This is a genomic window from Natrinema sp. HArc-T2, assembly GCF_041821085.1.
GTDB lineage: Archaea > Halobacteriota > Halobacteria > Halobacteriales > Natrialbaceae > Natrinema.
Window position 1 is genome coordinate 1 of the sequence record NZ_JBGUAZ010000014.1, and the last position, 25,011, is coordinate 25,011.

Consider the following 25,011-nt stretch of genomic DNA (forward strand, 5'->3'; position numbering starts at 1 on the left):
AACTTCGACGAGCTAGTGATCGTTGATTCAGGAACAACGAACTCAGATGAATGAGGGGCATTAGTATTTACCAAGAGATCACCTAACAGTATCCTGTATGGAGGCACTGGAAGTGAATGTCTAAAGAGTACAACGAGAGTTTCACGGGTCACCTGACCCGTGGGTGAATCGCGTACACTCGACTAATGTTCAGTTTCTTCGATGTACCGACGAACCACATCTTCAGACACTGCTCCAGTTGTGCCGGCGTAGTATCCGCCCTTCCACAGACCGCTCCCCCAGAAGTACCGCTGTTTGATTTCGGGGTGACGCTTGAGAATCGTTCGACCTGAGCAGCGCTTGAATTGCTTGGCAATCTCGCCAGGACTCCATTCCGGGTCTGCCTCTACGAATAGGTGAACGTGGTCGGTGGCTATCTCCATCGACACAATCTCGTGGCCGAACCGTTCGGCAGTTCCCCGAAACAACTCTGCAAGTTCGTCACGAATCAACTCCAACATCCCGTGTCGGTACTTCCGACACCACACGAAATCATACTTACACAAACTAATCGAATGTGCATGACTCCTGTACTCTCCCATCCTAATCCCTGCTTTTATTACACTTGTTTCGATAGGCAAACTATGGGTATCGAACCAGTCACCAAGACCGCACGCACCCGACTCTGCATAGAGTCTGGTGAGCGGTCGTGGCTCAAAGATGCCCGCTTCACCGCACGAGACATATCCAACGATACGCTCCGCCTCAAACAACAAGGCTACAGCAAGACTGAGATTCAACGAGAAGTTGACCGCGAAGATTTCCTTCGGAACAACAAGTGTGCGGTCGTCGGGAAATCCCTGCAAGCGTGGGACTCCTACAAAGAACTCCTCAACTGGTGGGACGACCAAGACGACACCAACGTTGGCAAACCGTCGCCACCTGCTACAGACAAGAAAGGAGCCTACCCACTCGTTATGGCGCATACTGAAGGCTATCGCCTCACTTACAACGATGAGGACGACCGCGTAGCGGTCCGTGTAAGTCCGAAGCCGTACAAGAAGGTGAAAGGACACCTTCGAGGACGACCCGAAGACCTCGCCCTCATCGAGTCGGCTTTGACTGAGGATGAGTGGTCATTGGGACAGGCTGAACTTCTGTACCGAGATGGCGTGTATTACCTACACGTCACGGTCAAAACAGAAGTCGAAGTGCCTGAACCTGAAGACGCCGACACGCTCGTCGGAGTGGATATTAACGAGCGAAACATCGCACTCACCGCTCTTAACCGTGAGACGATGGACACGCTCGGAACACTCGTGCTTGATTACGGCTCTGTGAAAGCCGAACGCCAACGCTACCACACCATCACAAAACGCTGTCAAGAACACGGCCAACACTCCATCCACAACCAACTCGGAGAGAAAGAAGAACGCTACACGGAGTGGGTTCTTCACCGAATGTCCCGAGCAGTGGTGGAGTTCGCTCAACAGTTCTCGAACCCGGTCATCGTGTTCGAGGACTTGAGCGGGATTCGAGACGTCATCAAGTAGGGCACGTACATGAATCGCCGTCTGCACAAACTACCGTTCCACAAGTTCGAGCAACAGATTCGATACAAAGCGACGTGGAATCAGATTCCGTGTGAGACGGTTGAGTCGCCGTACAATTCGAAGTCGTGTTCGTGCTGTGGGCACCGTGGCTACCGTCAGGGTCGGCGGTTCTGTTGCACGAATGACTCGTGTGAGGTTCAGCAAGACCACGCTGACCGGAATGCAAGTGTGAATGTGGCATGGCGAGCGTGGGCGAAACACGCTGACGTAGATGTTGAATCAATTAATTACCGGACTCGCAAAACCCAACCGTGTGTTCAGAAGGTGAGCCTGTCTGGGTCGGGGCGCTCTGTAAACCGCCCATCCGACGGTTGTCGATCGGCCTCGTGAACTCAATTACACACGATCGATCGAGCACGCTCAACACCAAATGTCTCAGGAGAAATTACAGTGTTTGAAAGTGAAAGCTAAGTCAGATACAGTTGAATACTCAACGTCAGCAGCGAGCGCAGTGTCGCTTCTCGCTCCACAAAATCCAAGTCAATCTGGCCGACGATACCGCTGGAGCACGCGTTTTCGGGTATGAATACTCAGCAAACGCGATAGCTCATCACCCAACCCTGATCTGAATACTGTCGTTGGGAAGTGACAGCTGATTAATCACTAATCGATTCCAACCTCTCATCCACTCGAGCGCTGACGACTTGCTCTCGAGAACTGGTTTGAACCCTTCCAAGGCGACGATCAAAACCGCAAGCCGGCGGCAGTGATTACATATCAACCTTCCGTTTAAACCAGGTGCCGTCCGTTTCTCCAGTTGCATGAACGGGGAAGCCGACACTCACAACAGTATTGAACCACCCGAGATCACTGTCGACTCGATCCATCAACTCGACGATCCACGGTTTACGAGGGAGAACGTGGCGATCGTGACCGGCGCGGCTTCGGGGATCGGTCGTGCGACGGCGCTCGTCTTGGCGGCAAACGGCTTGACGACGATCGCGACCGACGTCGACGAAGACGGTCTCCACGGGACAGCCGAAAAAGCGGACGATCTTGCGGTTGCGGGTGACCTCGAGACGGTCGCCTGTGACCTGACTGACGACGCCGAGATCGAGGCACTTGTCGAAACAGCTGCCGATGCGGGACAGCTTCGGTACGTCGCGAATATCGCCGGCATACAGCATATCTCACCACTCACGTCGTTCCCGATGGAGAAGTTCGACTTGCTCTACCGGGTGATGCTCCGTGCGCCGATGTATCTCACGAAACTGGCGCTCCCACACATCCGAGAGGCCGAGGACGGTATCGGTACGATCGCCAACATGGCGTCCGTCCACGGTCACTACGTGACTCGCGATAAGGTCGCTTACAATACGATGAAATTCGGCCTACGTGGGCTAACCAAGTCAACTGCAGCCGAGGGTGGGGGAGATATCCGTGCGTTCACGGTCAGTACGGGCTACGTTAAGACACCACTCGTATTGGATCAAATCGCGGATACGGCTGCAGAGCGCGGTATTTCCGAGCGAGCGGTCGTCGAGGACGTGATGCTTGGACAGGCACGGTCTTCCGAGATGATGGAACCGGTCGAGGCCGGCAACCTGTTCGCCTTCGGGCTCTCACGGCACGGCAAACACCTCAACGGCGACGACCTGCTGTGGGATGGCGGCTTCGTGAACACGTACGAGTGATATATCCATGGAACATACAATGTGGACCCAGCAGCGCGAATTGGAACACGGGAATCAGAGCCGCGAGTCGACCATCGAGGTGGCATCGACATGTTAGACGGCGAGATCGACGTCGAAGGAAGGACCTCGAAGCTGATGCTCGCAAGCGGTGTACTATGGACTGCCGTGCTTGGACTCGGGTTGGCCGGCCACTGGTTCGTCGCCTTGCTCGTCTCGGCGTTCCTCTTTCATCCGTGGTTCGTCATCGGCGCGAGTTCCAACGGGACGATTTCGACGAAGCTGCTCGTCTATCCCCTTGGACTCTGGACTGGACTCCAGCTGTCGGCGTTCGTCCTGACCGAGTACTACTCGAGCGCGTTCGCAGGCGGCTCCCCGGAGTTTCTGATCACCGGAATGCATCCGTCCTTCGCTGCCGTCTACTGGCTCTACTGGATCGGTGGATTCATGACGGTCACCCTCGCCTACGGGATTTACTTCCGGAAACACTTCCTGCCGGACGGGGAGTGGGACCGGTTCCTCGAGGAAGTCGAGCGGGTGAACGCAGAGAGCGAGACACGCGAGGCCGACGAGCCTGTGGAGGTGCGTAGCCAATGATCGACGTGCTCGTTCCCGGCTTCGTCGCGCTGTTTATCCTCTCAGTGTTCGCCGTCGGCCTCTACAGCAAGCGCCTAGTCGACTCCTCCGACGAGTTTTATGGCGCGACAAAGATGTTCGGTGCGGCGGTCATTACCCTGGCGAGTATGTCCGGGATCATGAGTGCCTTCGGATTCATTGGCGGTCCGGGGCTCGTCTACCAGATGGGGACGTCCTCGCTGTGGATGACCTTCGCCAGTGGCCTCGGGTTCGCGATGGCCTACTGGATCGTCGGCAAGCGCGTCCGCGGAATGGCCGATGTCGCCGACATTGGCACGCTCGGGGACATCGCCGACGAACGGTTCAACAGTGGTGCGATCCGGGGAATACTCGCATTGATTCTCTTTATCGCATGTTGGGCGTACCTCGCCTCGCAGGTCGCCGGCGGCGGCTACGTCCTCTCGGTGATCCTCGGTATCTCGATGGAGACTGCCGTCTGGCTCGTGTTCGGACTGATCATCGTCTACGTCGCCGTCGGTGGCATGGCATCAGCCCAGCTCGCCGGAGCGTACACAGGCGCGGTGATGCTCGTGGGCGTCGTCGGCGTCGTTGTCGGTTTCTTCCAGATCGCTGGCGGGATGGAGAACACGACCATGACCGTCGTCGAGGCCGGTGAACTCACCGGCGAAGACGTGACGAAGGCCTTTACCCCCCAGATGCTCGACGGCTGGGGGCTCGCTGAAGGCTCCGCACCGGGCCTGCTGTTGATCTGGCCGATCGTCTTCAGCATCGGGGTCATGGGCCAGCCCCAGGTCCTCCAGCGGATGTTCTCGATCGACGATCCGAAGGGACTGCGAACCGTCGGCCTCGTCAGCGGCGTCACCTATGCCGTGGGGAGCATCCTCTGGTTGCTCATCGGCTTAGTTGCGCTCTACTTGGTCGCCTCCGGAAGCATTGAACCACTTGCAGACCCTGACATGGCCGCCTTCGAGTTCGTCGAGCGGTTACACATCGTCCTGCAAATGATCATCTACGCGGGGCTGGTCGCCGCGATCATGTCCACCGCCGCGTTCTTCCTGTCGGTCGCCTCCGGTGCGATCGCCCGAGACTTCGTGCGGGCGATGGGCTGGGAGGTCTCCGAACGGCGGGAAACGTGGCTGGGACGGACTGCAGTCCTCGTCGTCGGCGTCGGCTCGGTGATCTTCGGACTGTACGGCGGTCACCTCGTCGCGATCCTCGGCACCTTCGGCTGGGGGACGTTTGTCAGTGGGACGATCCCTGCTGTGGTCGTCGGCCTGCTCTGGAAGGATGCAAGCCGAGAGGGCGTCACTGCTGGACTTGCCGCTGCACTCCTGCTTAACGTCACGCTGCTGGCTGCGACACAACTTGGGTATACGTTCCCGATCGGGATGGACTTTTACTTCATCGCGATCTCCGTGTCGATCTCCGTAACGATCTTCGTCTCGTATCTGACCGACGGAGCCAGCGGCGAGAACGTTCCAGACCACGTCAAACCCATCTTCAAACTCTAACGGAGGTGAGAGATATGGAACTCTGGCTCGTTGGCTTCGTCGCGATGATGGTGATCAACCTGATCGTTCTCTTCCTGAAAATATAGACGGTTCTGCCCACAGCAGATCCCATCGCTCCTCAATCTCTGTGCAAAAGTCCGATTCTGGTACGACTATCCGCATACCGAGACCTGAAGAACGTTTCACGCAGCCGTAGCGAAACGTACGCTAACTTACGGAGCAACTATTAATCTGGGGCCGCAAAAATAGATAGAGGTGTAGATCGAATTGATACATATATTGACCACTTGTTGCTGTTAGACAAAGTTGAGATGCGCATCAAATTTCGGATAGAATTCATCCCCCATCTGTCTTTAGCTAAGCCTCTACCCTCGGTTGTGTTGCGGTAGCGAGTCTCTCTTGGAGTATCGGTCGTTGTTGATGTATCTTCTGAGCGTCGTCAATCAACCGTTCCAGCAACGGTGGTGGAGAGTAGCCGAGGTGTTCGCCGAGTTCGTGAAGAATGAGCTGGGCGTGCGACCGGAAGGTCGCCGCCCAGCGTTCTGGTGGAAACACGAGCTCATCATCTGCCTGCTCGGTGACCAGATCCAACAGATCACGGCTGACCAGCAGTGACAGCAACGCCGCGTACAGCAGTATCTCAACGACATGCTTCTTGCTCGTGGTAAACTCGTCCAACGAGTATTGCGTCTTGAGTTCGCGGAATAACAACTCAACTTCCCATCTGCAGCGGTAGATCATCGCTAGATCTGCCGGTAAGAACTCTTCTCGTGGGAGATTCGTGATATACAGAATCTATGAAAATCCCGCAACTAAGCCCCTGGGCGTGAACATAGAGACAGGGGCTGGTTGAGACCGCACTACCATCAGTGCGTCAAGCACGTCATTACAGAATGGTCCAAACCGTGACAAGAAGACAAGTCTTGTGCCATCGAGCACGCATACGAGGTTTTCCTGTTCACGCCACAGCCCTAGCGGAAACGTTACTCATGTTCTTAGGAATTGACCTCCACGACCACGAAGCACAAGTTGCCGTCGTGGACGACGACGGCAACTTGGAAACGGAGATTCGCTTGCCAACCAACCGACTTGACGACTTGGCCGAAGAATACGCCGGGAGCGAAGCAGTCATCGAAGCTTCGAGTAACTACCGTGCCGCCTATGAGATGCTCGACGAGCATCTCGATGTTACCGTAGCGAATCCGGAGAAGAACCGGCTTATCGCCGAGGCTCCAGCCAAGACGGACCGTCTGGATGCGAAGCGTCTCGCTCACCTGCTTCATGCAGGAATGGTAGCTGAGAGTTACGTGCCCGAGGACGAGATCCGCGAACTGCGGGATCTCGTCCGCACACGTAAGTCGCTTGTCGAAGAACGGACAGCAGAGAAAAACCGTGTCAGGGCCGTTCTCAAACGCACTAATAACACCTATGATAGCGAGCTGTTCGGTCCGACGGGACGAGAGTTCCTGACGGAACTCTCTTTAAGTAGTCCTGATCGAACGATTATTGAGGCTCATTTGGCCGTAATCGACGAGTTGAATACGCAGATTGAGGTGATGGAAGAGAAGATCGAACGTCGAGTGTTGGAATCGCCAGCAGCACAACTGCTGCTGACGATTCCGGGCGTTGGACAGACCACAGCCGCAGTGATCGTGGCGGAGTTGGGTGAGATTGAGCGATTCGACACCCACAAGGAGGTGGTGAGCTACGCTGGGTTGGATCCAGTAGTGCATCAGTCGGGTGAGACAGAGATTCATGGAAGCATCAGTAAGAAGGGCCCAGGCGCGTTGCGCTGGGCCCTGGTGCAAGCGGCGCGGATAGCAGTCCGGTGTGAAGATTACTTCGGGAATTTCTATACACGATTGAAGCGAAGGAAGAACGATCAAATTGCGATCGTAGCGACAGCTCGGAAGATGTTGGTATCTGCCTTCCATATGCTGGAACGAAATGAACCGTTTGATCCACCTGAGGTGAGTGCGTAAGAAGTGAAACGGCCACAGTTGGTGAACGCCTCGCCGCACAGCCACAGCTACCGCAAAAGATGTCTCCCGCCTGCCGCCTGTATACTCTGCTACATTCAACTGCTGTCTGGTGATTTTGTGGTTGCTTACGGGTGAGTTCTACTCACCCAAACATTTATTGACATAACGGTGGGGAGATGCACCTGCGGGATTTTCATACGAGATGGTAGTCGTCGGCGTCCTCGTTGCGGACGCCGACGACACGGAACGTCTTCGTGTCCCACGACTGCGTCCCTGCATACTCTCTGCGCTGGAATTCTGCTTCGACCTCAACATCGATATACTGCCGATAGAGGTCATCAACCACGTCGTTGATCTTCTCACCCTTCAAGAGAATGGCGTCGCCACGCCATTCCCGTAATTCTCCGGTTATCTCCGGGTTCACGTTTGATTTGAGCCGACTCACGAAGTAGCCGTCATTCTCGTTGATCAGTGCGAAACGTCGGTACTTGAAGTACGTTTGATCGAACAGAACCAACCGGTCTTTGAGCCACGGACCCGTGTCAAACTCCGTGCTGTCGTGTGCTTTTTCGTCAGTGATGCTGAACCGGTCGATTGTCTGATCGGTGATGTTGTGGAGCAGGTGGAGCCGCGCTCCACCCTGCTCCCCTTTCCGTGGTTCGTACGCATCAACGAGAAACCGATGTAACCGCAAGATCGTCCCGTCAGCGACCATCACGTCACGGAATCGTTCGAAATCTGCATCGACTGTGTCCGGGACAGCGACCTCGTCGAGCGCGACCTCGACGAGGTCGTGGAGATACTCCGCGAGCGAGGGAGTCAGCCGCTGATAGAATCCGCCAGGAGAGATCGGATCATCCGCTGTGGAGTTGTAGCTCCGTCTGAATCCAGTGAGTGTTCGGCTTTCGCCTGCGGCGAAGCCGAACACGAACGCCCAGATGAGGGCAGGAATCTGGAGTTTGCGGTCGCGTTCGACCACGCCGAGGAACTCGGCGTGCTCTTCGAGGAACTCAGAGGGAAACAGTGTAGTGAGCCGACGCATAATCCGAGATGAGGAGGCTTTGGTGTGCACAGCCGTTGCCTCCTCACTCTTCTCGAAAAGTAGCCTCGATAAGCCACCGCTGTCACGCGATTCGTCTCCTAACTAAAGACGGATGTTACGACGTTTAACCGCGTCGTCAAGCGGACGTCCGAGGAAGCGACTGCGTGGGCGCCTGTAGGCCTGTCACCGAACAGTGTATGAGAACTGTGCAGCGCTGTATCCCCCTCCTTCTCTCGCCTTCCCCTTTGGTCGGCGCTCGCTGAGGAAAGGGCTTAGCGCCTCAGTTCATCTAAATTTTGTTGATACTATCTTCAAGCAGGGACTCAAGGTTTCGAATTCGGTCTTTGAGAAATTCAACATCGCTTTCCGTTTCGCTGTCCGGTTGTGATTGGACTGCTTGAGAGATGATATCATTAAATGCCTCTTCCATATCTTGGATTTCCATCGCCATCTGTATCCCATCACGAACAAACTCACTACGCGTTTGCCCCTCTTGTTCAGCGACGGAGTCTGCACCCTCGATCAATGCGCGTGGGACGCGAACCGTGATTTTCTTCGTTTCTTGAAGACTATAATCGGTCGAAATATCGGAGTCTAAAAAACGAGATCCACTCAGGAGAACTGCAACTTGATAATGACTTGAACACAGAACGATTGTTGAACTATCACCTGACGACGATTCAAATGAGTATTTCGAGAGTGAGTCTGTTGATCCACAGATCTCACACTCGTTTTTAGACTCTAGATCAGTGTCCTGAATAGAACGGCTTGTAGTGGATGGTCGGTTGGGTGACATATGTGCTGTCCAAGTCTCGTTACTCCCACTATCATACTCTAACCTAATAGTATTAGTTCTTCCTACTACTCAATTTTATAACAGAGTTTTGATTGAGCAGTCCCTCTCAACCCATGTGGATGATCCCGAGCAGAAGCGCTCGATCAAACATCGTTGGTCACCTCGCTGACGACGTCGATGATCTCTTGGGCGGTCGAACTGATCCGCTCGAGACGGTCGAGAATCGTCCCCGGCTCGTCTCCGTGTTCCGATACGCCAGCGTAGGTGTTCGACTCTCTCGTGTCCAGTTGGTGATTCGAGGCATGATTACTTAGAAATGGACATCTGCCGGCACGATCCAGCATGTCTCGCGCTCGTCAGTGTCCTCGAGGAGGCGATCGAGGTGTCTGCGATGGCGGATCCCAGTTGCGTGTTGATCATACATAGGGTGTCATAGAACTCATGTCACGGTGTTTATTCCATGGTCTCATAACCGAATCAGCCGTGAGAAACTGCTTGCTTATTGAACGGCAGGCGGTAAACAAGCATCCGCGAGCGAAGCGAGCGGTTCGCCGCCGGAGCGGGTTTTCACCTCGCGACGGCGGTCTTTTGGCATCAACGGGTTTTGCCGGGGTTCGACCGAGTGAGCAACGCGAACGAGGGAGGACCCCGGTAAAAGAGGTTGCTGAACTGAGCGATTCCTGTTTAGTGTGGGAAGTCTTCTATGACATTCTCTGTTCTCAACTATGATAGTAGTGATGCGCTATTGGTCATGGTACTGTAATCCGCCTAAGGGGAGTAACAGGGTTTCAATACCTAGAGTATGATACCCTGGGTGGGTGATACTGGCAATGGAATATATCGCAAATGAATACCTAAGGCCGCGGCTTTCACTAGATATAATTGACATGTATGAGAGATCCTTGTCTGGTGTGATCAACAGATCAATGTTGAATAAGTCATACAGAGGTGGTAAAAATGGGTTTGATCGCCGAATTTAGCATCGTTTCACCACTAATGGAAGCAGCCGAAGCAGTCCCTGAGATGGTTGTTTACACAGAAGACCTGCATATGACGCAGACAGGGGATGCAAAACACGTTTTCTGGGCATCTGGGGGTGATTTTGAGTCTTTTGAATCGGCTCTTGAGGGAGATCCGACCACCAAAGAGTATGCTAGTCTCACAGAGCTCGACGACCGACGCTTATATCGTGTGACGTATCCCAAAGACGCTGTACAGGAATTACTCTATCCAAAAGCGGCTGAGCATGATATAGTATATCTCGATGTCAGAACCACACACAAGGAGTCTCGCTTCCGTGCTCGTGTTCCCACTCTAGAGGCACTCAAAGAGTATCGTAAAGCCTGCCAAGAAGAAGATATTCCGTTCCATCTTCACCGCCTTTACCGGGAAGAATCTGATAATCCTGCTGAACAGTTCGGATTAACCACTGCTCAGTATAACGGCCTTGTTCGAGCACACGATCAAGGCTACTTCAAACAGCCGCGCTGCATAACGCTTGAAGAACTTGCCGAGGAAGCGGATGTTACCTCGTCTGCACTCGGCAGACGGATGCGGCGAGCACTAGATACACTGATCGAACAAACGCTCCGCACAGAGACTAACGGCCTCAATGATCAGTCGTAGCCAGACAGGGTGCCATATAAAGACGTAGATGATGACTAGTGAAACTCACCAGTGTATAGCGTGTACTACTGAGTAAGATGTCTTCCACCATTGACCCCGTTGCGTATACAGAGAATGAGAATGGATCTGTAACCCAAGCCATCATAGCTGCTATCGCAGAAGAATCCGGTTGTGATCCGATAGAGTTAGAGCCTCTCTATGAGTACATCGATCCCGACGCTCTAAACACTATTTTCAATTCTCGCTCAGAGGCCGATACAGATCACACTGAAACCTATTTGGAGTTTACCTACAATGCGTACCGTGTAGCAGTGACTGCTGATTCCATTCATGTTTCACAACTTGACGAATGAATCACCAATATAGCTGAATAGAGTTGCCAACATACAATCATATAAATGACATATCCGAACACACTTGATAATCTCGAATCACTTCGATCCGCTCTGCGGGAAGTTTTAGACGAAGCACACTCCAACGGTGTCGAGATCGAAGGTAGTGTGACGATTCGAGCAACAGGTGATCAGAATCCAGACTGGGAAGTCCAAATTTGGGAGATCGAAGAATAGCATATTAGAGATTTTCCTGCATTCCAGGGGTCGAATTGCCCATTCTACTCGAACTATATGGTCCAAGTGTATCTCTGCGACTAATAGTATTTCTCTTTTACACAAAGTTCCACATTCGCTTGGTTTCAATCCGCCGACGTTACAACAGAGCCCGACCTCGGCATCGACCTGCCGCGGCCCGGCCTCGCCGACGAGCTGCCAGGCTTCACCCTGTTCAGCAAAGCCCTACCACACGGAACTCACCAACTGAGAATCGAATCTCGAGATCAGTATCAGTCTATATTCCCGTCGAGTCCACAAGTCGCTCGAGGGCTTCGGCGTCGATCATCCGCTGTAGTTGGTACTCGCTTTCTTCACTCGGTTCAGATTGCATTGGAACGTTTCCATTGTGGTCTTCAAGGCCCGTTCAAAGAGTTCTTCGTCTTCGCCGGACGAACTATGGTACTTTCCCACATACCCTCATGTATGGCGCTGTATGACCTGCGAAAGCACCACTATCCGCGCTCGGACATCGTCATCGAGTGTCCGATGTGCTGCGGGACGTTCCCCATCGAACTGTTCATCCTGAACGGGGAGTGCGCACTGTGTGAATACCCGTTCATTATCCAGATGCGTGGCGTGGTAGAGATTGATCCAGGTGATACCGTTGAACTCCAGTCCGGCCAGTTCAAGGGAAAGCACGCCGAGGTGTCGACGGTTGACCGGACGCGGGACGAGATTGAGGTGGTCTCTCCCGAGCCGGATTCCCAGACGGTCTACAAGTTCAGCCATGACGACGTTCGTCTTGTCCACGACCACGAGCAGGACCAAGACTGGGATGCGAAACCCAATGTGGGTGATGAACCAGACCGGGATACGGTGCCGGAAGCGTCAGTGGACTGGCTACAAGCCGACAAGGAGTGGACTGTGGAACTGGTGGACGGACCGTTCGCTGGTGAGACGGCGGTGGTTCGGGAAGTTGACTGGGCCGCCGAGACGATGCAGGTGGCGGTCGGTGACGGAAGGCTTCTGGTGACGGTACCGTTTAGGGACGTACTGGAGTCGCCGAAGGGGGAGTACTTTCACTCGGACATACTGGATAAATAGGCATTTTTGAAGAAATGGTGGAACAATGGCGAACCTCGCAGCATACACAGGGAAGAGTCGGCAGAACATCAATACCCGCTGCCGATGCTTGCTGATTTCAGTCTTGTATAGGGGGTCATTCTATGACTCCCTCATCTTGTACGCAAAACCGGGCCCAAAGAACGATCTGGGCTATACGGAATCACACCAAGGGAAAAGCTGATCGCCCTCGAACTCCGCGACCGACACGCTCTTGCACGTGATTGGGTCGGGGACGGTGAATGCTTGCATCTCATCCCCGTAGCTCGGGTGAGAGGCTGCGCTCAGGTCCTGCTTGGGTGGCCCAAGTACCGTACTCTCGGCCCCGGACTCGCCGAGCTCGCCGAGCACCCCGAGACAGCCGGCGAGTCCGCTGATGGCTCCAACTGCTCCGGTCGACCGGAAAAACGTCCTGCGGTTCATATTCGACAGCTACGGCCTCGAATGTTCACCGTGTCTGACTCAACCCTCATAATGCAAGTTTCTTTGATAAAATTATTAGAACGTGATAACTTCGTACCCGTCGTCGACGAGCGATCTAATACTAGGATGGCCATCGTGGTCGTCTAAACGGACCACACCGGCGTCGTTCACCGCATCGTCGACCCCAAACGCCCCGGTGCAGTAATCACAGACTGCTGCATCGTCTTGGACAGATTGATAGAGTTCGTGATAATCACTCTCTTCGTCTTCGAGCTCAGGAATCCACTGCGTCCCGGCACCATCGAAGATTAGTTCCACTTCGTCGTCATTGTTCTCAGCAAATTCTTTGGCTGTTTCGAGGCCATTTACCAGACGACCGAGATTAGCGTGTCCTTCAGTACCTGCGAGGATTATGACTGCTGTTTTCGACATTGCAGTCTCTGGTAGAGGCCGGCAACATATAGCCCACATGCGGGTGTGCAAACTAAATGCTCCTTCGGCGATCAATTATATGTCTTAGGAGAATTGTCCCCCTATACGTACGGATGGTTTCAACTGAAAAATAGGCGCTAAGTGCCAAAATTGAGTTTTAACGGCGTCTGACGTAAGCGAGTCGGATGAACATTTCACTGGACACTATAACCTTATTTCAGCATTTAAAAACCTATATCAAAGGAAATGTCGGCAACTAATTATACGTCGTTCAATTCGCGGGACGACTGTCTCTGCCACGGGAGAACTGTCCGGCAAACGCCCGTTGGACGACCTCGGAGAGTGCGGGATGGATATGAACTGATTCACGAATGTCTTGTACCGTCCCCGTCCCTGCTTTCATCGCCACAACGACTTCTTGAATGAGGTCGGCGGCGTCCGGCCCGATGATATGGCAGCCGAGGATCTCTCCATCTAGATCGATGATGACCTTCACGAAGCCGTCGGCGTTCATGGCGCTTCCTCGAGCCGTCTGGTCGTACTGGTACGTTCGCGTCGCATACTCCCGACCGGCGTCTTGAAGTTCTTCCTCGTGTGCGCCAACACCGGCCACTTCTGGGGAAGCAAATACTGCAAACGGCATCGCCGTGTAATCGACTGGCTGGAGGTCGTCGCCAAAGCAGTTCCGGGCGACGGCCTGGGCCTCGTGATTTGCGCTGTGTTTCAACAGGTACTCGCCGACGATGTCGCCAAGCGCCCACACACCCTCAGCGGTCGTCCGCAGGTACTCATCAGTCTCGATGAAGCCTTCGTTGTCTGTTTCGACGCCTGTCGCCTCGAGATCGAGCGTGTCTGTGTTCGGGGTGCGCCCGGCAGCGACGAGCAGCGTATCACCGGTCACGGTTACGGTATCGTCCTCGAGTATCCCGCTGTCCGCACCGTACTCGTATGGGTGTGTTTCGACGGTCACCGTTCCATCGGTCTCCGAGACGGCGGTGGCCGCATAGCCGGTGTGGACCGAGAATCGGTCGGCGTATCGCTCGGTGAACGCGTCGGCCACCTCCTCGTCGGCCTCCGGAAGCAGATTCGGTCGGCGGCCGATGATGGTCACGTCGCTCCCGAACGTTCCGAAGAAATGGCCGAGTTCGGCCGCGATGTATCCGCCACCGACGATGACGAGGTGGTCCGGCGGCGTCTCCAACTGGAGCGCTTCGGTACTGGTCAGGTACCCGACCTCGTCGATGCCGTCGATATCCGGGATCGATGGCCGTGTTCCGGCAGCGATCAGGACAGTCTCGGCCCGAATACGGGCACCTTCGTCGGCACCGCTGACGATTTCGACTGTCCGTTCGTCGACGAACTGCCCTTCGCCCTCGTACAGTTCGTGCTTCGGTGAGGAACGCAACCCACGACGAATCGACTCGGAATCAGCCTCGACATCCTCGCTGACTTCACGGACAATCTCTGGGAACCCGACATCGCGCACCTCCGCATCGATATGAAACTCGTCGGCTCGTGCGACTGTCTCCAGTACGTCCGCGTGATAGAGTAACATCTTCGAGGGAATGCATCCGCGGTTGAGACACGTCCCTCCAAGCGGTCCTTTCTCGACGACTGCGACTGACTGACCGCGATTCGCGGCTGCGTTTGCGACGTCGAGTCCGGACCCTGAACCAATCACCAGAAAATCGACTTCGTCCATGCTCGATTCCTCGACCCACACGCACAATAACTAAGTGCGGCTGTGTGTTTCCGTTGCCAACCCGCTCGAGCCATCATTGACGACGCTGCTCGAGGGCTGACAAGCGACGGGATGGTCATGCAGACGGGTTATGGATTGGGTGTGCGACTGAAGTGAACAACCGCACCGCGGCTTAGTAGCCGTCATGCGTCCAATAGATCATGGCAACCATACTTGCCGGTCTGGCCGGCGGCGTCGTCGCAACGATCGGTATGACTGTATTGATGATGGCGATGGGGGACGGCGGGCCGCCGCCGACGGCGGGGCTCGTCGCGAAGTTCGCCGGCGGTGATCCCGAAGACTACGCGATGCCTGGGATGGCACTGCATATAATCTACGGCGTCGTTTTCGCTGTCGGCGTCCCGCTCGTCGGCTTCGAACTTACCTCGATCGTTGTTGCTGCGGGCCTTGGCCTCGTCTACGGCATTGTCCTCATGGTCGGCGGGATGGCCTTCTGGATGCGGACGGTCATCGGAATCGATCCCGACAGAGACATGTTAACGATGTTTGGGACTGTTCACGTCGTCTACGGTGTTGTCCTAGGCGCATTCCTTGGGGACGGCATCGTCGCATAAGTAAGAACGTGAAAACAACCTGCTAACAATACCCATATCGACTCATCCCGAAGTGAGAACTGAACCACATGTCACGACTACCCCTGCTCGAACTGGACGACATTCCGGAGGAGTACCACCACTTGTTCACCGATGACTACCTCGGTGACCGCCATATCTTCCGCGCGTGGGCGCACAACCCCGAGGTGCTCGAGTCCACGCTGGAGTATCTGAACACTCTGTACGATCAGCTTGGAGACCGACGCAAGGAGCTGGTCATCCTCACTGTCGCTCGAGCCCGAGGTGCCCGCTACGAGTGGCACCAGCACGTCGACATCGCCCGCGACAAGGGCGTCACGGTCGAGGAGATGCGAGCGATCGGCGGCGATGATCTCTCCGGGTTCGACGACGCGGAGTTCGTGTTGCTCCAGTACGCTCGGGCCGTCGAATCCGGCACCGTCACCGACCAGGTCCACGAGGCGCTCTCGCGACAGTATTCGCCAGCAGAGATCGTCGCACTTGGTCTCCTCGTCGATTTCTACGTCGGACTGTGTAACTACGTCGCCGCTGTCGATCTCCCGTTCGAGGGCGGCGAGTTCGTCGGCTGGATCCCTGATGAGGAGTCGATCGCAGAACTGTTCGATAAATCGGCAGATAGCTCGTGACGACCACAGCGACACTACAACATGATACTTCAGACCGATAGATTCCCGCCGACCGTTTTCGACGACAGTAACGTCACCCGACCTGCCCTTCGATGACCAGAAACCGCACTGTCGTGATCAGCGGCTTCGTCGGTGTTCTCGGGATACTTGTCGGTTCCGCGGTGTCTGGTCTGGCCGGACTCGGACTCGTCGATGTCGTGCTACAGTCGCTTCCCGTACCGGCTGGGTTTCCGACCGAACAATTTTTCGCCCACTGGTGGGTGTTTCCGGCGTCGATTCTCTTCTCGCTGGTCGCACTCTCCTCGGGCGTCTCGGGCGCGTTATTTTTCAGCCCGTTCTTCATGCTGGTCGTGGGCCTTTCGCCCTCGCAAGCAATCGGTGCTGGCCTCCTGACCGAAGTGTTCGGCATGGGCAACGGATTGCTGAACTATGTTCGCCAGCGGACAGTCGACTATGCGACCGCGAAGTGGCTGCTCCTCGGTGCAGTGCCGGCCGTGGTAGTGGGGGCGTTTGCCGCCCATCACGTCCCGACGACGCTGCTGACCATCGCTTTCGGCGCCGGGTTGCTCCTTCTCGGGAGCTTTCTCGTCTACTACGACCCGCCCGAAAAGTGCGTTCCAGGTGAGGGCGAAGGGTCGTTCCTCAAAGAGAAGAACATCGGTCGTGGCGAGACCGTCATCGAGACGACCGACGGCAAGACGTTCAGGTATGACACCTGCTGGCGACCGCCCGGCCTTGGCCTCGCGACCGCCGGTGGGTTCATTACCGGCCTGATCAGCGCCGGACTCCCAGAGATCACGACGACGCAGTTGATCGTTCGGTGTCGACTCCCACCCAGGGTGGCGATCGCAACGAGTGTGTTCGTGCTCGCCATCGCTGCGATCGCCGGCGCTGCTGTTCACGCGCTCGCTGCCACACCGGTCTGGTACGTCGTTGCTTGGTCGATCCCTGGCGTGCTGATCGGCGGAACCGTCGGGACGCGGGTCGGCAAGTACGTCCCCAGCGAAATCATGGAACCGGCGCTCGGCGTCGTGTTCGCGCTCGTGGGCGTGATCGTGCTCGGTAGCGAACTGCTTGCGTGAATTGCCTCGGGGTCAAGTGGTTCGAGAGAGCGAGAGTGATCGGGGTTTGGTTTGAATACTCGTTTCGGAAGCGTTCGCTCGAGTCGCCGGATTCGAATAGCGTACCGGTGTAGCCAAGGTTCGGAAGTGACGCAGACCACTCAAGCTCTCTCGTCATCACGAGACGGCGAAGCCGTCTCGGACGACCTCGAGGCACTCGTCTTGTAGATTGGGGCCGTTCAAGTGATCTGCCGGAAATCGGCGTGTGTTTCGGATACACACTCACTACACCATTATACGCTCGATGGGCGTAGTTCTGTCATGAGTATGTCTGACAACGAGTTCGATTTAGCTGAACCGGAACTGCGGACAGAGGACCTGCTCGTTCTCGACGATCCGCACTTCGCTCCCGAAACCGCAGCCGTCGTAACAGGCGCCGCCTCGGGCATCGGACAGGCGACTGCGGTCGCCCTCGCAGCGAACGGTCTCACGATCGTCGGTGCCGACATTGACGAGGAAGGCCTCGAAGAGACGACGGAACTTGCCGAGCGTCTCGACATGCCGGGCAAGGTTCACTCGATTCCGACCGACCTCACCGACGACGCCGACGTCGAGACGATGATCGACGTCGCGGCCAAGGAGGGAGAACTCCGGTACGTCGCGAACATCGCGGGGATGCAACACATTGCATCGGTTTCAGAGTTCCCGATGGAGAAGTACGACTTGCTGCTGGACATCATGTTGCGGGCGCCGTTCCTGACAGCCAAGTACGCGATGCCCCACGTTCGTGCCACCAATGACGGCGTCGGCGCCATCGGAAACATGTCCTCAGTCCACGGGCACTATGCGACCCAGGACAAGCCCGCCTACATCACCGCGAAGCACGGGTTGCAGGGGCTCACTCGAGCCATCGCCGCCGAGGGCGAGGGAACGCTTCGGGGGTTCTCGGTCAGCGTCGGATACGTCCTCACGCCGCTCATGGTAAACCAGATCGAAGACACGGCCGAGGAACGCGGTATCTCCGAGCGAGAAGTCGTTGAGGACGTGATGCTCGGACAGGCTCGCACGAAGGAGATGATGACGCCGACTGAAGCGGCGAACCTCTTCGTGTTCGGGTTCTCTTGGCACGGCAAACACCTCAACGGGGGCGACATGCTCTGGGACGGCGGCTACACGACAACGTATGAGTGAGGGAGATCCGACACGCGTCGCCATCGCCTGTCAGGGTGGTGGTAGCCACACCGCATTCACTGCGGGTGTCCTACGGACGCTGCTCGAGGAGTGGGGCGACGAGTACGAACTCGTTGGGATCAGCGGTACGTCCAGTGGCGCGTTCAACGCTCTCGGGATGTGGTACGGGCTTGTCACTGGCGATGCCGACCGGGCGCGTGCGATCCTCGATGGGCTCTGGACTGATTTAGCAGCTGATCGAGGACAGGACCGCTGGATGAACTCCCTGGTGACCACTCTCTCGCGAATAGAGAGTGCCGGTTTTCCCCTCCCCTCAATCAGTCCATATCAGGTGCTCGGGCCGGAGGTCGGAAAACAGCGCATCAGAGAGGTGCTTGAACGACACATTGACTTCGATGTGATCCCGGACCTCTGTCAGAAGCAGGTACCTGAACTCGTGATTGGAACGGTCGACATCAATGCCGGTGTCTTCGAGACGTTCGTCAACGAAGAGGTCACCGTCGATGCCGTCCTCGCCTCGGCGGCCGTTCCGAACCTGTTCGAGGCCGTCGAGATCCACGGGCACCTCCACTGGGACGGCCTGTTCTCGCAGAATCCTCCGGTCAACGATCTGATGGGGCTCCCGCCGGATCGCAAACCAGAAGAGCTGTGGATCGTCCAGATCAATCCCCAGGAATTCGAGGGCGAACCCGACACGCTGGACGTCATCGCCGACCGGCGCAACGAACTGTCGGGGAACATCTCCCTCAACCAAGAGTTAGGATTTATCGAGCGAGTCAACGAGTGGATCGCAGACGGAAAACTCCCCGCCGACGAGTTTCAGCGGACGACGATCCGCCGCATCCATATGGGAACTCGGTTTCACTGCTCGACGAAGGTCGACCGTGATCCGGCGTTCCTCAATGAACTCCGATCTCTGGGCAATCAACGAGCCCGCGAGTTTCTGGACTCGAGACCAGGCTCGTGACGAGGACGGTCTCAAGCACTCGACCTCGAGCGTTCCGAACGTGACGCCGGCGTGCAACTCGCAATCGTCGTGTCGCGGTCCCGGTTCGTCAGTGACCACTCGACGCTGTCCTCCGCAGCAGAGACAGGCGCTCGGAACGTCCTGTTCGGCGAGAACGCTGCTGTGTGTCAGACACACACGACTGACGCTCGGTTATGAGTATTGCGCTCCAACCGACGTATATGCCAGATAGACACAAGAGGGTGGGCATCTCCCGGCGTTGTTTCTTCGGTGCGGTCGGCGGCGTTGGCCTCGCTGCGCTTGCTGGCTGTCTGGACGGTTCCTTCGCGCCTATCTCGGGCGATGACGGGAGTGCGATCACCAGCGCTCCGCCCACGGTCGACCGGTCGCTCCCCGAGGAGTACGCGACCGACGAACTCAACGAGGCGAGTCTCTCCGGCGGCCCGGGCAAGGACGGCATCCCCTCGATCGACGAGCCCGAGTTCGCCGCAGCCGACGATCCGCCCGCGAGGCTATCGGTCGACGATCCAGTCTTTGGCGTCGAACTGAACGGCGACGCGAAGGCGTACCCCCAGTACGTCCTCGTATGGCACGAGATCGTCAACGATGTCGTGGGTGACGAAGCCGTCGCGGTGACGTACTGTCCGCTGACCGGGACGACACAGGGGTTCTACCGCGGAGCGAGCGAGTTCGGCGTCTCCGGTCGCCTCGTCAACAGTAATCTCATCATGTACGACCGCGGGAGCGATACGTGGTGGTCGCAGGTGCTCGCGCGGGGGATCCGCGGCCCACACGAAGGAGCGTACCTGTCGGAGTTTCAGGTGACGTGGACAACGTGGGGACGGTGGCGCGAGCGACATCCGGAGACAGCCGTGTTGACCGAGAATACCGGCCACGTCCGGGATTACGGCGGCGATCCCTACGGGCAGTACAACCCCCGGACCGGCTACTACGACGACGAGAGTTTGCTGTTCGACCCGCTGGCGAGCGACGACCGGTTCACCCCGAAGAAAATCGTCGTCGGGGCCCGGAGTGCCGACGTGGCGCTGGCCGTTCCCAAGTCGACGCTCCGGGAGCGCGGGGTCGTCGTCGGCTCAGTGGGTAACGTTCCCTACGCGACCGCCTACGACGAGGAACTCGATACGGGCTACGTCTACCGCAACCCCGACGACCGGTCAGTCGAGTTCGACGGCAGTGCACTCACCGTCGACGGCGACGAGTACGAACCGGACGGGGTCCCGCTCGAACGCGTGATCGGAGTTGACGCGATGTGGTTCGCCTGGTACGGCTTCTACCCCTCGACGGAGGTCCACGGATGAGTTCCTGGACCCAGTTCGACCCGGCGCCGAGGCGGCGGATCGACGAGACGATCGCCGCGACGACACTCGTCGTCAGACGCCGCGATTCGCTGGCGGTCGCCATCTTCGTCGGGATCGGCTACCTCACGGCCTTCCTCTGGGCCATCGGCGACCTCGCGATGCGACCCAGTGCGGCCCCGAACCTGATCGTCGTCGACGACCCGCTGATCCGGATGTTCCAACGGATCGGCCCCGCGTCGTTCGAGGCCGTTGCGCTGCTCGACACCGGCGTCATCCGATTTCTGGTGTCGCCGATCGACATTACGATCGGGCTCGCGATAGCTGGCCTCGTCGGCCTCAACATCGGACTGACCTACCTCGCGGTCGTGCAACCAGCGGCCTGCGGGATCGGAACCGGCTCAGGGCTGCTCGCGTCGGTTCCGGCCCTGCTGTCCGGGACGGTCTGCTGTGGGCCCGTCGTCCTGATCGCACTCGGGATACAGGCGAGCGGCCTCCTGTTGACACTGTTCGCCTGGCTGTTACCGCTCGGAGAGGTTCTGCTGCTTGCCAGTCTGGTGTACGTCGCCGGGAGGATTGACATCGCGAACGCATCGAGCTGAGAGCGACAACAGATCGAAGCAGCGCTCGAGCCCGCGAATCCGACTCGTCCCCGACTCATACGGACTCCTGCGAGTCAGCACCAGCGGGTTCACGATCCGCCATGAGAGTGTGCCGGAAACAAGTGACAGGGGACCGTCTCAGTCGTAGGTATGGAAGTCAACCGCCTGCTCGAGCAACTCGTCCGGTATCCCCGGGACTTCCTCCGAGCGAACCGGGCCCTGTTCGTCGAGGATGTCGGAGTCCCGCGGGAAGTCCCGCAGCTGGAAGTGCACGTCGATTCCTGCTTTCGCGCCTTGTCCCATCCCGACTGGAAGCTGATTGTGGCCCGGCGTACAGTCGCCGACGGCGTAGACACTCTCGACGGAGGTTTGTCCGTGATCGCCGACCTCGATGGTCCCGTCGTCGTTGATCTCGCAGCCGAGTTCGCGGGCGAGGCCATTGTTGTATTCGGCACCGTACATAGCGAACCCTCCCTTGTACTCCCGGACAGTCCCATCCTCGAATTCGAGCGCTTTCAACCAGCCATCGTCGCCGTTCTGCACGCCTGTGACATCTTCGTGGATGACATCGATGGGGTGGTTCTCGAGCATGTCGTCCGTCTCGTCGCTCCACTCGGGGTCGTCGCCGCGGGTGAGCAGGTCGACCTCGTCGGTAAAATTCAGCATGATACCCGCGACGTGGGCCGCACTCTCTGAGTGGCCCATCACGTAGACTGATTTGTCGACGAACATGTGTGCGTCACAGTGCAGGCAGTAGTGGAGCCCGCGACCGGTCCGCGGTAGCGGCGGTTCCGGGCGGACGTCGTTGAACCCCGTTGCGAGGATCACGATCTCTGCTTCGTAGTCGTCATTGTTGCCCGACAGCCGGATCAGTCCCTCTTCTCTCTCTTCGCGAGAGCACGAGGAGACCATGTCCTGGTAGAAGTCACAGCCGTACTCCTCGAGTTGTTCCCGCCCGATACCGAGGAATTCAGCGCCGCTGGTTTCCTCGCGAACGCCCAGCAGGTTGTGGACTTCCTGCATCATCGCCGCCCGACCGCCGCCACGACTGACGACCGCCGTCCGATGCCCCAGTCGCGTGCTGTACAGCGCTGCCGTCATGCCTGCAGGCCCACCCCCGACGACGATCACCTCGTACTCGGTGGCCGTCTGCGACTCGCTCATTGTCGCGTCACCTCTCGAAACGCGGCCTCGAGGGCCTTGCTCAGCGTCGGATGCGCGTGGACAGTCTCAGCGACGTCGTCGACAGAGAGTCCGTGTCGCATCGCGAGGACTGCGTTGGTATTTCCGGCTCCTCTGCCAACGACGATGACGTCGAAATCAGCCATAGGTACAGTGCTGAACGATAGCTGTGGTAAAGAACCCCGTGCGCCGGTTCAGTTTGGTTGCACGACCGTGAGGCGGGTTGGGAACTAAAGCGCACACTCGAGCCGCATTTATACGCTTTCCCGCAAAGTTCGATCCGTGAGCACGTTCGTTGTCGCCGGCGGTGACGCCGCAGGGATGTCGGCAGCAAGCAAAGCGCGACGATCCGGACCTCGACGTCGTCGTGTTCGAACGAGGGCAGTGGGTTTCGTATGGAGCGTGTGGCCTCCCGTACTACATCAAAGGCGAGATACAGTCGCTCGACGACCTCGTCTCGGTCACGCCCGAGCAGTTCCGCGAACAGCGGGATATTGACCTCAGAACAGGCCACGACGTCATCGATATCGATCCGACGACGCGAACCGTGACGGCCCGCGCTGACGGTGAAGCGATTGTCCAGGAGTACGACCACTTGCTCGTGGCGACCGGCGCGACCGCAGTCACGCCGCAGATCGATGGAATCGACCGGACGGGCGTCTACACGCTCGGCTCGATGTCGGACGGGAAGGAACTCCGCGAGTACGTTAGCCGTGCTCGGAGCGACGGGGACCTCCAACAGCCCGATCGTGGCCCAGCGTGCCAATTCCTCGAAACATGCAATGGCCCTGTCGGCATCGTCGGTGGTGGATATATCGGCGTCGAGATGGCCGAAGCGTTGGCTGCGAACGATTTCGAGGTTCATCTCTTCCAGCGTGGTGATCGCGTGCTGAAACAGTTTAGCGAAGCCACGAGCGAGACCGTTCTCGCCCATCTCGAGGAACAAGACGTCGCAGTCTATCTCGACACGGAAGTCGAAGAACTCGCCGGCAACGAGGCGGTTGAGGCGGTCGTGACGACCGACGAGCGGGTCCCTGTCGAGATGGTGCTCGTTGGAACTGGTGTTCGTCCACGGACGACACTAGCCGAGACTGCTGGAATCGAACTCGGCGAGACGGGCGCGATCGCGACCGGCAGATATCGGGAGACGAACCTGCCGGATGTCTACGCAGCAGGCGACTGTGCGGAAGCTGAGCATGTTGTTACAGGTGAGCCGGTGTACGTCCCGCTTGCGTTGACTGCCAACCGACACGGTCGAGCGATCGGCCAGACGATCGCTGGCAACCCGACTGAAGGGGGTCGTGTCGCGGAGACGGCTGCGGTCAAAGCGTTCCACGTCGAGGCGGCTCGAACCGGGCTCCTCGACCACGAGGCTCGCGAGGCTGGCTTCGACCCGATAACAGAGACGATCGACGCGAAATCGCGTGCTGGCTACTACCCCGAGGGTGGAACAGTACGCGTGACGCTCACTGCCGACCGTCCATCCGGACGCGTGTTGGGAGGCAGTCTCGTCTCCGAGTACGGCGAAGGTGCTGTCCACCGAAGCCACGCGCTCGTTGGGGCAGTTACCGAAAGAATCACCGTCGACGAACTCTCCGACTACGACCTCGCGTATGCGCCCCCTTTCAATACTACCTGGGATCCTGTGTTGACCGCAGCGAAGGTACTCGAGGGCAACCGATAGTCCCCGGTTCGTCGCGCGCAGTCTCTGTCAGCCGTCACGTTCCGAAAACGCTTCCCAGAACACCTCTGGAAGCTCTTGATCGGGATTTTCTTCGAGATAGTCCTGTTTGGTCAGGTTCGCATCTTCAATAAGGGAAGCAGCCTCGCCAGCCCAGACGTAGAATCCAATCAGCGTCTCGCGACGCATACGCTCGAGATCAACCGAGTGATAGACGTTAACAACACCACCCGATTCCCGGTTTAGTTCCGATCGCCGGAGGAGCCCGAGTTCGACCAGCGTATTCAGATACCGAGTGACTGTACTTCGGTCGTATCCGAGCGTCTCGGCCACTTCGTTCGCCGACAGCGGGCCCTCTCCGATGACACACAGGCAGATGTCCAGCCCGGCTTTCGGGAGCCCGAAGGCCTGAAGCAGGACCTGCCTGACGTCCGGAGGCTTGACGCTCATTTCCAAGTCAGTCACGCGTTCCATCGGTTTGTCGTGACAAGACATCGGCGGATCGTCGCGACCGAGAACGAGGACGACGTTATCACAGTCGGGACACTCGAAAAGGTCGTACCGGCTGGATGATGGATCATACTGGATCTCTTGGGGTCCTTCGGGGTCAGTTGTCTCGTCATCAGACATTTGCTTCCAATGCCTCCATATAGCACATAGCTAGGTGGGGTCTCGTTAAATACTAACTCTTCTCATTCTCCCGGATTCGTTGTCTCTGGATCAACGATCACCACCTCGTCGAAGTC

22 protein-coding genes and 5 pseudogenes are annotated in these 25,011 nt (G+C 57.3%); 16 read left to right on the forward strand and 11 right to left on the reverse strand.

Features of this window, described 5'->3' with window-relative positions:
• Positions 1 to 182: 182 nt before the first annotated feature.
• Positions 183 to 581 carry an IS200/IS605 family transposase gene (gene tnpA, locus ACERI1_RS18275; RefSeq protein WP_373619902.1) on the reverse strand — a complete coding sequence of 133 codons (399 nt, stop codon included), beginning with the start codon at positions 579 to 581 and terminating at the stop codon, positions 183 to 185.
• A gap of 42 nt (positions 582 to 623) precedes the next feature.
• On the opposite strand from tnpA, the pseudogene ACERI1_RS18280 reads away from it, so the two are divergent.
• Positions 624 to 1,922, forward strand: a pseudogene (locus ACERI1_RS18280) (RNA-guided endonuclease TnpB family protein).
• 5 nt (positions 1,923 to 1,927) lie between these two features.
• Here ACERI1_RS18280 and ACERI1_RS18285 read toward each other — a convergent pair.
• Positions 1,928 to 2,116, reverse strand: a pseudogene (locus tag ACERI1_RS18285) (IS6 family transposase); the annotation flags it as partial.
• 237 nt (positions 2,117 to 2,353) lie between these two features.
• Between ACERI1_RS18285 and ACERI1_RS18290 the strand changes: the two are divergent.
• The 3 genes from ACERI1_RS18290 (at position 2,354) to ACERI1_RS18300 (ending at position 5,331) form a co-directional block, all read left to right on the forward strand.
• Positions 2,354 to 3,226, forward strand: coding sequence for an SDR family oxidoreductase (locus ACERI1_RS18290; RefSeq protein ID WP_373619904.1), 873 nt, complete (start codon positions 2,354 to 2,356; stop codon positions 3,224 to 3,226).
• 90 nt (positions 3,227 to 3,316) lie between these two features.
• Entirely contained in the window at positions 3,317 to 3,820 is a 504-nt protein-coding gene (locus ACERI1_RS18295) for a hypothetical protein (protein ID WP_373619905.1), read from the forward strand.
• Positions 3,817 to 5,331 carry a sodium:proline symporter gene (locus tag ACERI1_RS18300; protein ID WP_373619906.1) on the forward strand — a complete coding sequence of 505 codons (1,515 nt, stop codon included), beginning with the start codon at positions 3,817 to 3,819 and terminating at the stop codon, positions 5,329 to 5,331. Before ACERI1_RS18295 ends, ACERI1_RS18300 begins: the two co-directional genes overlap by 4 nt.
• A 357-nt stretch (positions 5,332 to 5,688) precedes the next feature.
• Here the strand turns inward: ACERI1_RS18300 and ACERI1_RS18305 are convergent.
• Positions 5,689 to 6,123: pseudogene (locus ACERI1_RS18305) on the reverse strand (transposase); the annotation flags it as partial.
• A 197-nt stretch (positions 6,124 to 6,320) separates the two neighbouring features.
• Between ACERI1_RS18305 and ACERI1_RS18310 the strand changes: the two are divergent.
• Entirely contained in the window at positions 6,321 to 7,313 is a 993-nt protein-coding gene (locus tag ACERI1_RS18310) for an IS110 family transposase (RefSeq protein ID WP_373619908.1), read from the forward strand.
• A gap of 199 nt (positions 7,314 to 7,512) precedes the next feature.
• Here the strand turns inward: ACERI1_RS18310 and ACERI1_RS18315 are convergent.
• Both ACERI1_RS18315 and ACERI1_RS18320 read right to left on the reverse strand, forming a co-directional pair.
• Positions 7,513 to 8,355, reverse strand: a pseudogene (locus ACERI1_RS18315) (IS4 family transposase); the annotation flags it as partial.
• A gap of 289 nt (positions 8,356 to 8,644) precedes the next feature.
• Positions 8,645 to 9,151 (reverse strand): ribbon-helix-helix domain-containing protein, encoded by a 507-nt coding sequence (locus tag ACERI1_RS18320; protein ID WP_373619909.1) that lies wholly within the window; start codon positions 9,149 to 9,151, stop codon positions 8,645 to 8,647.
• A gap of 957 nt (positions 9,152 to 10,108) precedes the next feature.
• On the opposite strand from ACERI1_RS18320, the gene ACERI1_RS18325 reads away from it, so the two are divergent.
• The 3 genes from ACERI1_RS18325 to ACERI1_RS18335 all read left to right on the forward strand — a co-directional run bounded on the left by ACERI1_RS18325 (position 10,109) and on the right by ACERI1_RS18335 (position 12,432).
• The gene (locus tag ACERI1_RS18325; protein WP_373619910.1) at positions 10,109 to 10,777 is read left to right on the forward strand and encodes a helix-turn-helix domain-containing protein; all 669 of its coding nucleotides are present in this window, start codon (positions 10,109 to 10,111) and stop codon (positions 10,775 to 10,777) included.
• A gap of 77 nt (positions 10,778 to 10,854) precedes the next feature.
• A complete protein-coding gene (locus ACERI1_RS18330; protein ID WP_373619911.1) occupies positions 10,855 to 11,130 on the forward strand; it encodes a HalOD1 output domain-containing protein in 276 nt (91 codons plus the stop codon).
• A gap of 681 nt (positions 11,131 to 11,811) precedes the next feature.
• Entirely contained in the window at positions 11,812 to 12,432 is a 621-nt protein-coding gene (locus ACERI1_RS18335) for a hypothetical protein (RefSeq protein WP_373619912.1), read from the forward strand.
• A gap of 171 nt (positions 12,433 to 12,603) precedes the next feature.
• Here the strand turns inward: ACERI1_RS18335 and ACERI1_RS18340 are convergent, their stop codons facing one another.
• The 3 genes from ACERI1_RS18340 to ACERI1_RS18350 all read right to left on the reverse strand — a co-directional run bounded on the left by ACERI1_RS18340 (position 12,604) and on the right by ACERI1_RS18350 (position 15,007).
• Entirely contained in the window at positions 12,604 to 12,873 is a 270-nt protein-coding gene (locus ACERI1_RS18340) for a twin-arginine translocation signal domain-containing protein (RefSeq protein ID WP_373619913.1), read from the reverse strand.
• Between the two features lie 75 nt (positions 12,874 to 12,948).
• The gene (locus ACERI1_RS18345; RefSeq protein WP_373619914.1) at positions 12,949 to 13,305 is read right to left on the reverse strand and encodes a DsrE family protein; all 357 of its coding nucleotides are present in this window, start codon (positions 13,303 to 13,305) and stop codon (positions 12,949 to 12,951) included.
• Positions 13,306 to 13,576: 271 nt separating this feature from the next.
• Positions 13,577 to 15,007 (reverse strand): dihydrolipoyl dehydrogenase, encoded by a 1,431-nt coding sequence (locus ACERI1_RS18350; RefSeq protein WP_373619915.1) that lies wholly within the window; start codon positions 15,005 to 15,007, stop codon positions 13,577 to 13,579.
• A 200-nt stretch (positions 15,008 to 15,207) separates the two neighbouring features.
• Here ACERI1_RS18350 and ACERI1_RS18355 point away from each other — a divergent pair, with 200 nt between their 5' ends.
• The 7 genes from ACERI1_RS18355 (at position 15,208) to ACERI1_RS18385 (ending at position 21,402) form a co-directional block, all read left to right on the forward strand.
• On the forward strand, positions 15,208 to 15,621 hold the full coding sequence (locus tag ACERI1_RS18355) for a hypothetical protein (RefSeq protein WP_373619916.1): 414 nt from the start codon (positions 15,208 to 15,210) through the stop codon (positions 15,619 to 15,621).
• A gap of 68 nt (positions 15,622 to 15,689) precedes the next feature.
• Complete coding sequence (locus ACERI1_RS18360; protein ID WP_373619917.1) at positions 15,690 to 16,265, forward strand: carboxymuconolactone decarboxylase family protein; 576 nt, start codon at positions 15,690 to 15,692, stop codon at positions 16,263 to 16,265.
• A gap of 92 nt (positions 16,266 to 16,357) precedes the next feature.
• Entirely contained in the window at positions 16,358 to 17,347 is a 990-nt protein-coding gene (locus tag ACERI1_RS18365) for a sulfite exporter TauE/SafE family protein (RefSeq protein WP_373619918.1), read from the forward strand.
• A gap of 306 nt (positions 17,348 to 17,653) precedes the next feature.
• Positions 17,654 to 18,517 (forward strand): SDR family oxidoreductase, encoded by an 864-nt coding sequence (locus ACERI1_RS18370; RefSeq protein ID WP_373619919.1) that lies wholly within the window; start codon positions 17,654 to 17,656, stop codon positions 18,515 to 18,517.
• Positions 18,510 to 19,484, forward strand: a complete 975-nt coding sequence (locus tag ACERI1_RS18375; RefSeq protein ID WP_373619920.1) for a patatin-like phospholipase family protein — start codon at positions 18,510 to 18,512, stop codon at positions 19,482 to 19,484. Before ACERI1_RS18370 ends, ACERI1_RS18375 begins: the two co-directional genes overlap by 8 nt.
• A 221-nt stretch (positions 19,485 to 19,705) precedes the next feature.
• On the forward strand, positions 19,706 to 20,803 hold the full coding sequence (locus ACERI1_RS18380) for a DUF3179 domain-containing protein (protein WP_373619921.1): 1,098 nt from the start codon (positions 19,706 to 19,708) through the stop codon (positions 20,801 to 20,803).
• Positions 20,800 to 21,402, forward strand: coding sequence for a hypothetical protein (locus ACERI1_RS18385; RefSeq protein ID WP_373619922.1), 603 nt, complete (start codon positions 20,800 to 20,802; stop codon positions 21,400 to 21,402). The genes ACERI1_RS18380 and ACERI1_RS18385 overlap by 4 nt, the downstream gene beginning before the upstream one ends.
• 138 nt (positions 21,403 to 21,540) lie before the next feature.
• Here the strand turns inward: ACERI1_RS18385 and ACERI1_RS18390 are convergent, their stop codons facing one another.
• Complete coding sequence (locus ACERI1_RS18390) at positions 21,541 to 22,566, reverse strand: NAD(P)/FAD-dependent oxidoreductase (protein WP_373619923.1); 1,026 nt, start codon at positions 22,564 to 22,566, stop codon at positions 21,541 to 21,543.
• Positions 22,563 to 22,730, reverse strand: a complete 168-nt coding sequence (locus ACERI1_RS18395; protein WP_373619924.1) for a hypothetical protein — start codon at positions 22,728 to 22,730, stop codon at positions 22,563 to 22,565. The genes ACERI1_RS18390 and ACERI1_RS18395 overlap by 4 nt, the downstream gene beginning before the upstream one ends.
• A 175-nt stretch (positions 22,731 to 22,905) precedes the next feature.
• Between ACERI1_RS18395 and ACERI1_RS18400 the strand changes: the two are divergent.
• A pseudogene (locus ACERI1_RS18400) lies at positions 22,906 to 24,268 on the forward strand (FAD-dependent oxidoreductase).
• A 27-nt stretch (positions 24,269 to 24,295) separates the two neighbouring features.
• Here ACERI1_RS18400 and ACERI1_RS18405 read toward each other — a convergent pair.
• Complete coding sequence (locus tag ACERI1_RS18405; protein ID WP_373619925.1) at positions 24,296 to 24,895, reverse strand: helix-turn-helix domain-containing protein; 600 nt, start codon at positions 24,893 to 24,895, stop codon at positions 24,296 to 24,298.
• Positions 24,896 to 25,011: the final 116 nt, after the last annotated feature.

What these genes read in the sequence shown, in the direction of transcription:
- ACERI1_RS18385 (WP_373619922.1), top strand. Translation starts at nt 20,800, where the DNA reads ATGAGTTCCTGGACCCAGTTCGACCCGGCGCCGAGGCGGCGGATCGAC.
- ACERI1_RS18390 (WP_373619923.1), bottom strand. Translation starts at nt 22,566, where the DNA reads ATGAGCGAGTCGCAGACGGCCACCGAGTACGAGGTGATCGTCGTCGGG.
- ACERI1_RS18380 (WP_373619921.1), top strand. Translation starts at nt 19,706, where the DNA reads ATGCCAGATAGACACAAGAGGGTGGGCATCTCCCGGCGTTGTTTCTTC.
- ACERI1_RS18370 (WP_373619919.1), top strand. Translation starts at nt 17,654, where the DNA reads ATGTCTGACAACGAGTTCGATTTAGCTGAACCGGAACTGCGGACAGAG.
- ACERI1_RS18375 (WP_373619920.1), top strand. Translation starts at nt 18,510, where the DNA reads ATGAGTGAGGGAGATCCGACACGCGTCGCCATCGCCTGTCAGGGTGGT.
- ACERI1_RS18360 (WP_373619917.1), top strand. Translation starts at nt 15,690, where the DNA reads ATGTCACGACTACCCCTGCTCGAACTGGACGACATTCCGGAGGAGTAC.
- ACERI1_RS18325 (WP_373619910.1), top strand. Translation starts at nt 10,109, where the DNA reads ATGGGTTTGATCGCCGAATTTAGCATCGTTTCACCACTAATGGAAGCA.
- ACERI1_RS18365 (WP_373619918.1), top strand. Translation starts at nt 16,358, where the DNA reads ATGACCAGAAACCGCACTGTCGTGATCAGCGGCTTCGTCGGTGTTCTC.
- ACERI1_RS18395 (WP_373619924.1), bottom strand. Translation starts at nt 22,730, where the DNA reads ATGGCTGATTTCGACGTCATCGTCGTTGGCAGAGGAGCCGGAAATACC.
- tnpA (WP_373619902.1), bottom strand. Translation starts at nt 581, where the DNA reads ATGGGAGAGTACAGGAGTCATGCACATTCGATTAGTTTGTGTAAGTAT.
- ACERI1_RS18340 (WP_373619913.1), bottom strand. Translation starts at nt 12,873, where the DNA reads ATGAACCGCAGGACGTTTTTCCGGTCGACCGGAGCAGTTGGAGCCATC.
- ACERI1_RS18355 (WP_373619916.1), top strand. Translation starts at nt 15,208, where the DNA reads ATGGCAACCATACTTGCCGGTCTGGCCGGCGGCGTCGTCGCAACGATC.
- ACERI1_RS18310 (WP_373619908.1), top strand. Translation starts at nt 6,321, where the DNA reads ATGTTCTTAGGAATTGACCTCCACGACCACGAAGCACAAGTTGCCGTC.
- ACERI1_RS18320 (WP_373619909.1), bottom strand. Translation starts at nt 9,151, where the DNA reads ATGTCACCCAACCGACCATCCACTACAAGCCGTTCTATTCAGGACACT.
- ACERI1_RS18330 (WP_373619911.1), top strand. Translation starts at nt 10,855, where the DNA reads ATGTCTTCCACCATTGACCCCGTTGCGTATACAGAGAATGAGAATGGA.
- ACERI1_RS18345 (WP_373619914.1), bottom strand. Translation starts at nt 13,305, where the DNA reads ATGTCGAAAACAGCAGTCATAATCCTCGCAGGTACTGAAGGACACGCT.
- ACERI1_RS18290 (WP_373619904.1), top strand. Translation starts at nt 2,354, where the DNA reads ATGAACGGGGAAGCCGACACTCACAACAGTATTGAACCACCCGAGATC.
- ACERI1_RS18335 (WP_373619912.1), top strand. Translation starts at nt 11,812, where the DNA reads ATGGCGCTGTATGACCTGCGAAAGCACCACTATCCGCGCTCGGACATC.
- ACERI1_RS18405 (WP_373619925.1), bottom strand. Translation starts at nt 24,895, where the DNA reads ATGTCTGATGACGAGACAACTGACCCCGAAGGACCCCAAGAGATCCAG.
- ACERI1_RS18300 (WP_373619906.1), top strand. Translation starts at nt 3,817, where the DNA reads ATGATCGACGTGCTCGTTCCCGGCTTCGTCGCGCTGTTTATCCTCTCA.
- ACERI1_RS18295 (WP_373619905.1), top strand. Translation starts at nt 3,317, where the DNA reads ATGTTAGACGGCGAGATCGACGTCGAAGGAAGGACCTCGAAGCTGATG.
- ACERI1_RS18350 (WP_373619915.1), bottom strand. Translation starts at nt 15,007, where the DNA reads ATGGACGAAGTCGATTTTCTGGTGATTGGTTCAGGGTCCGGACTCGAC.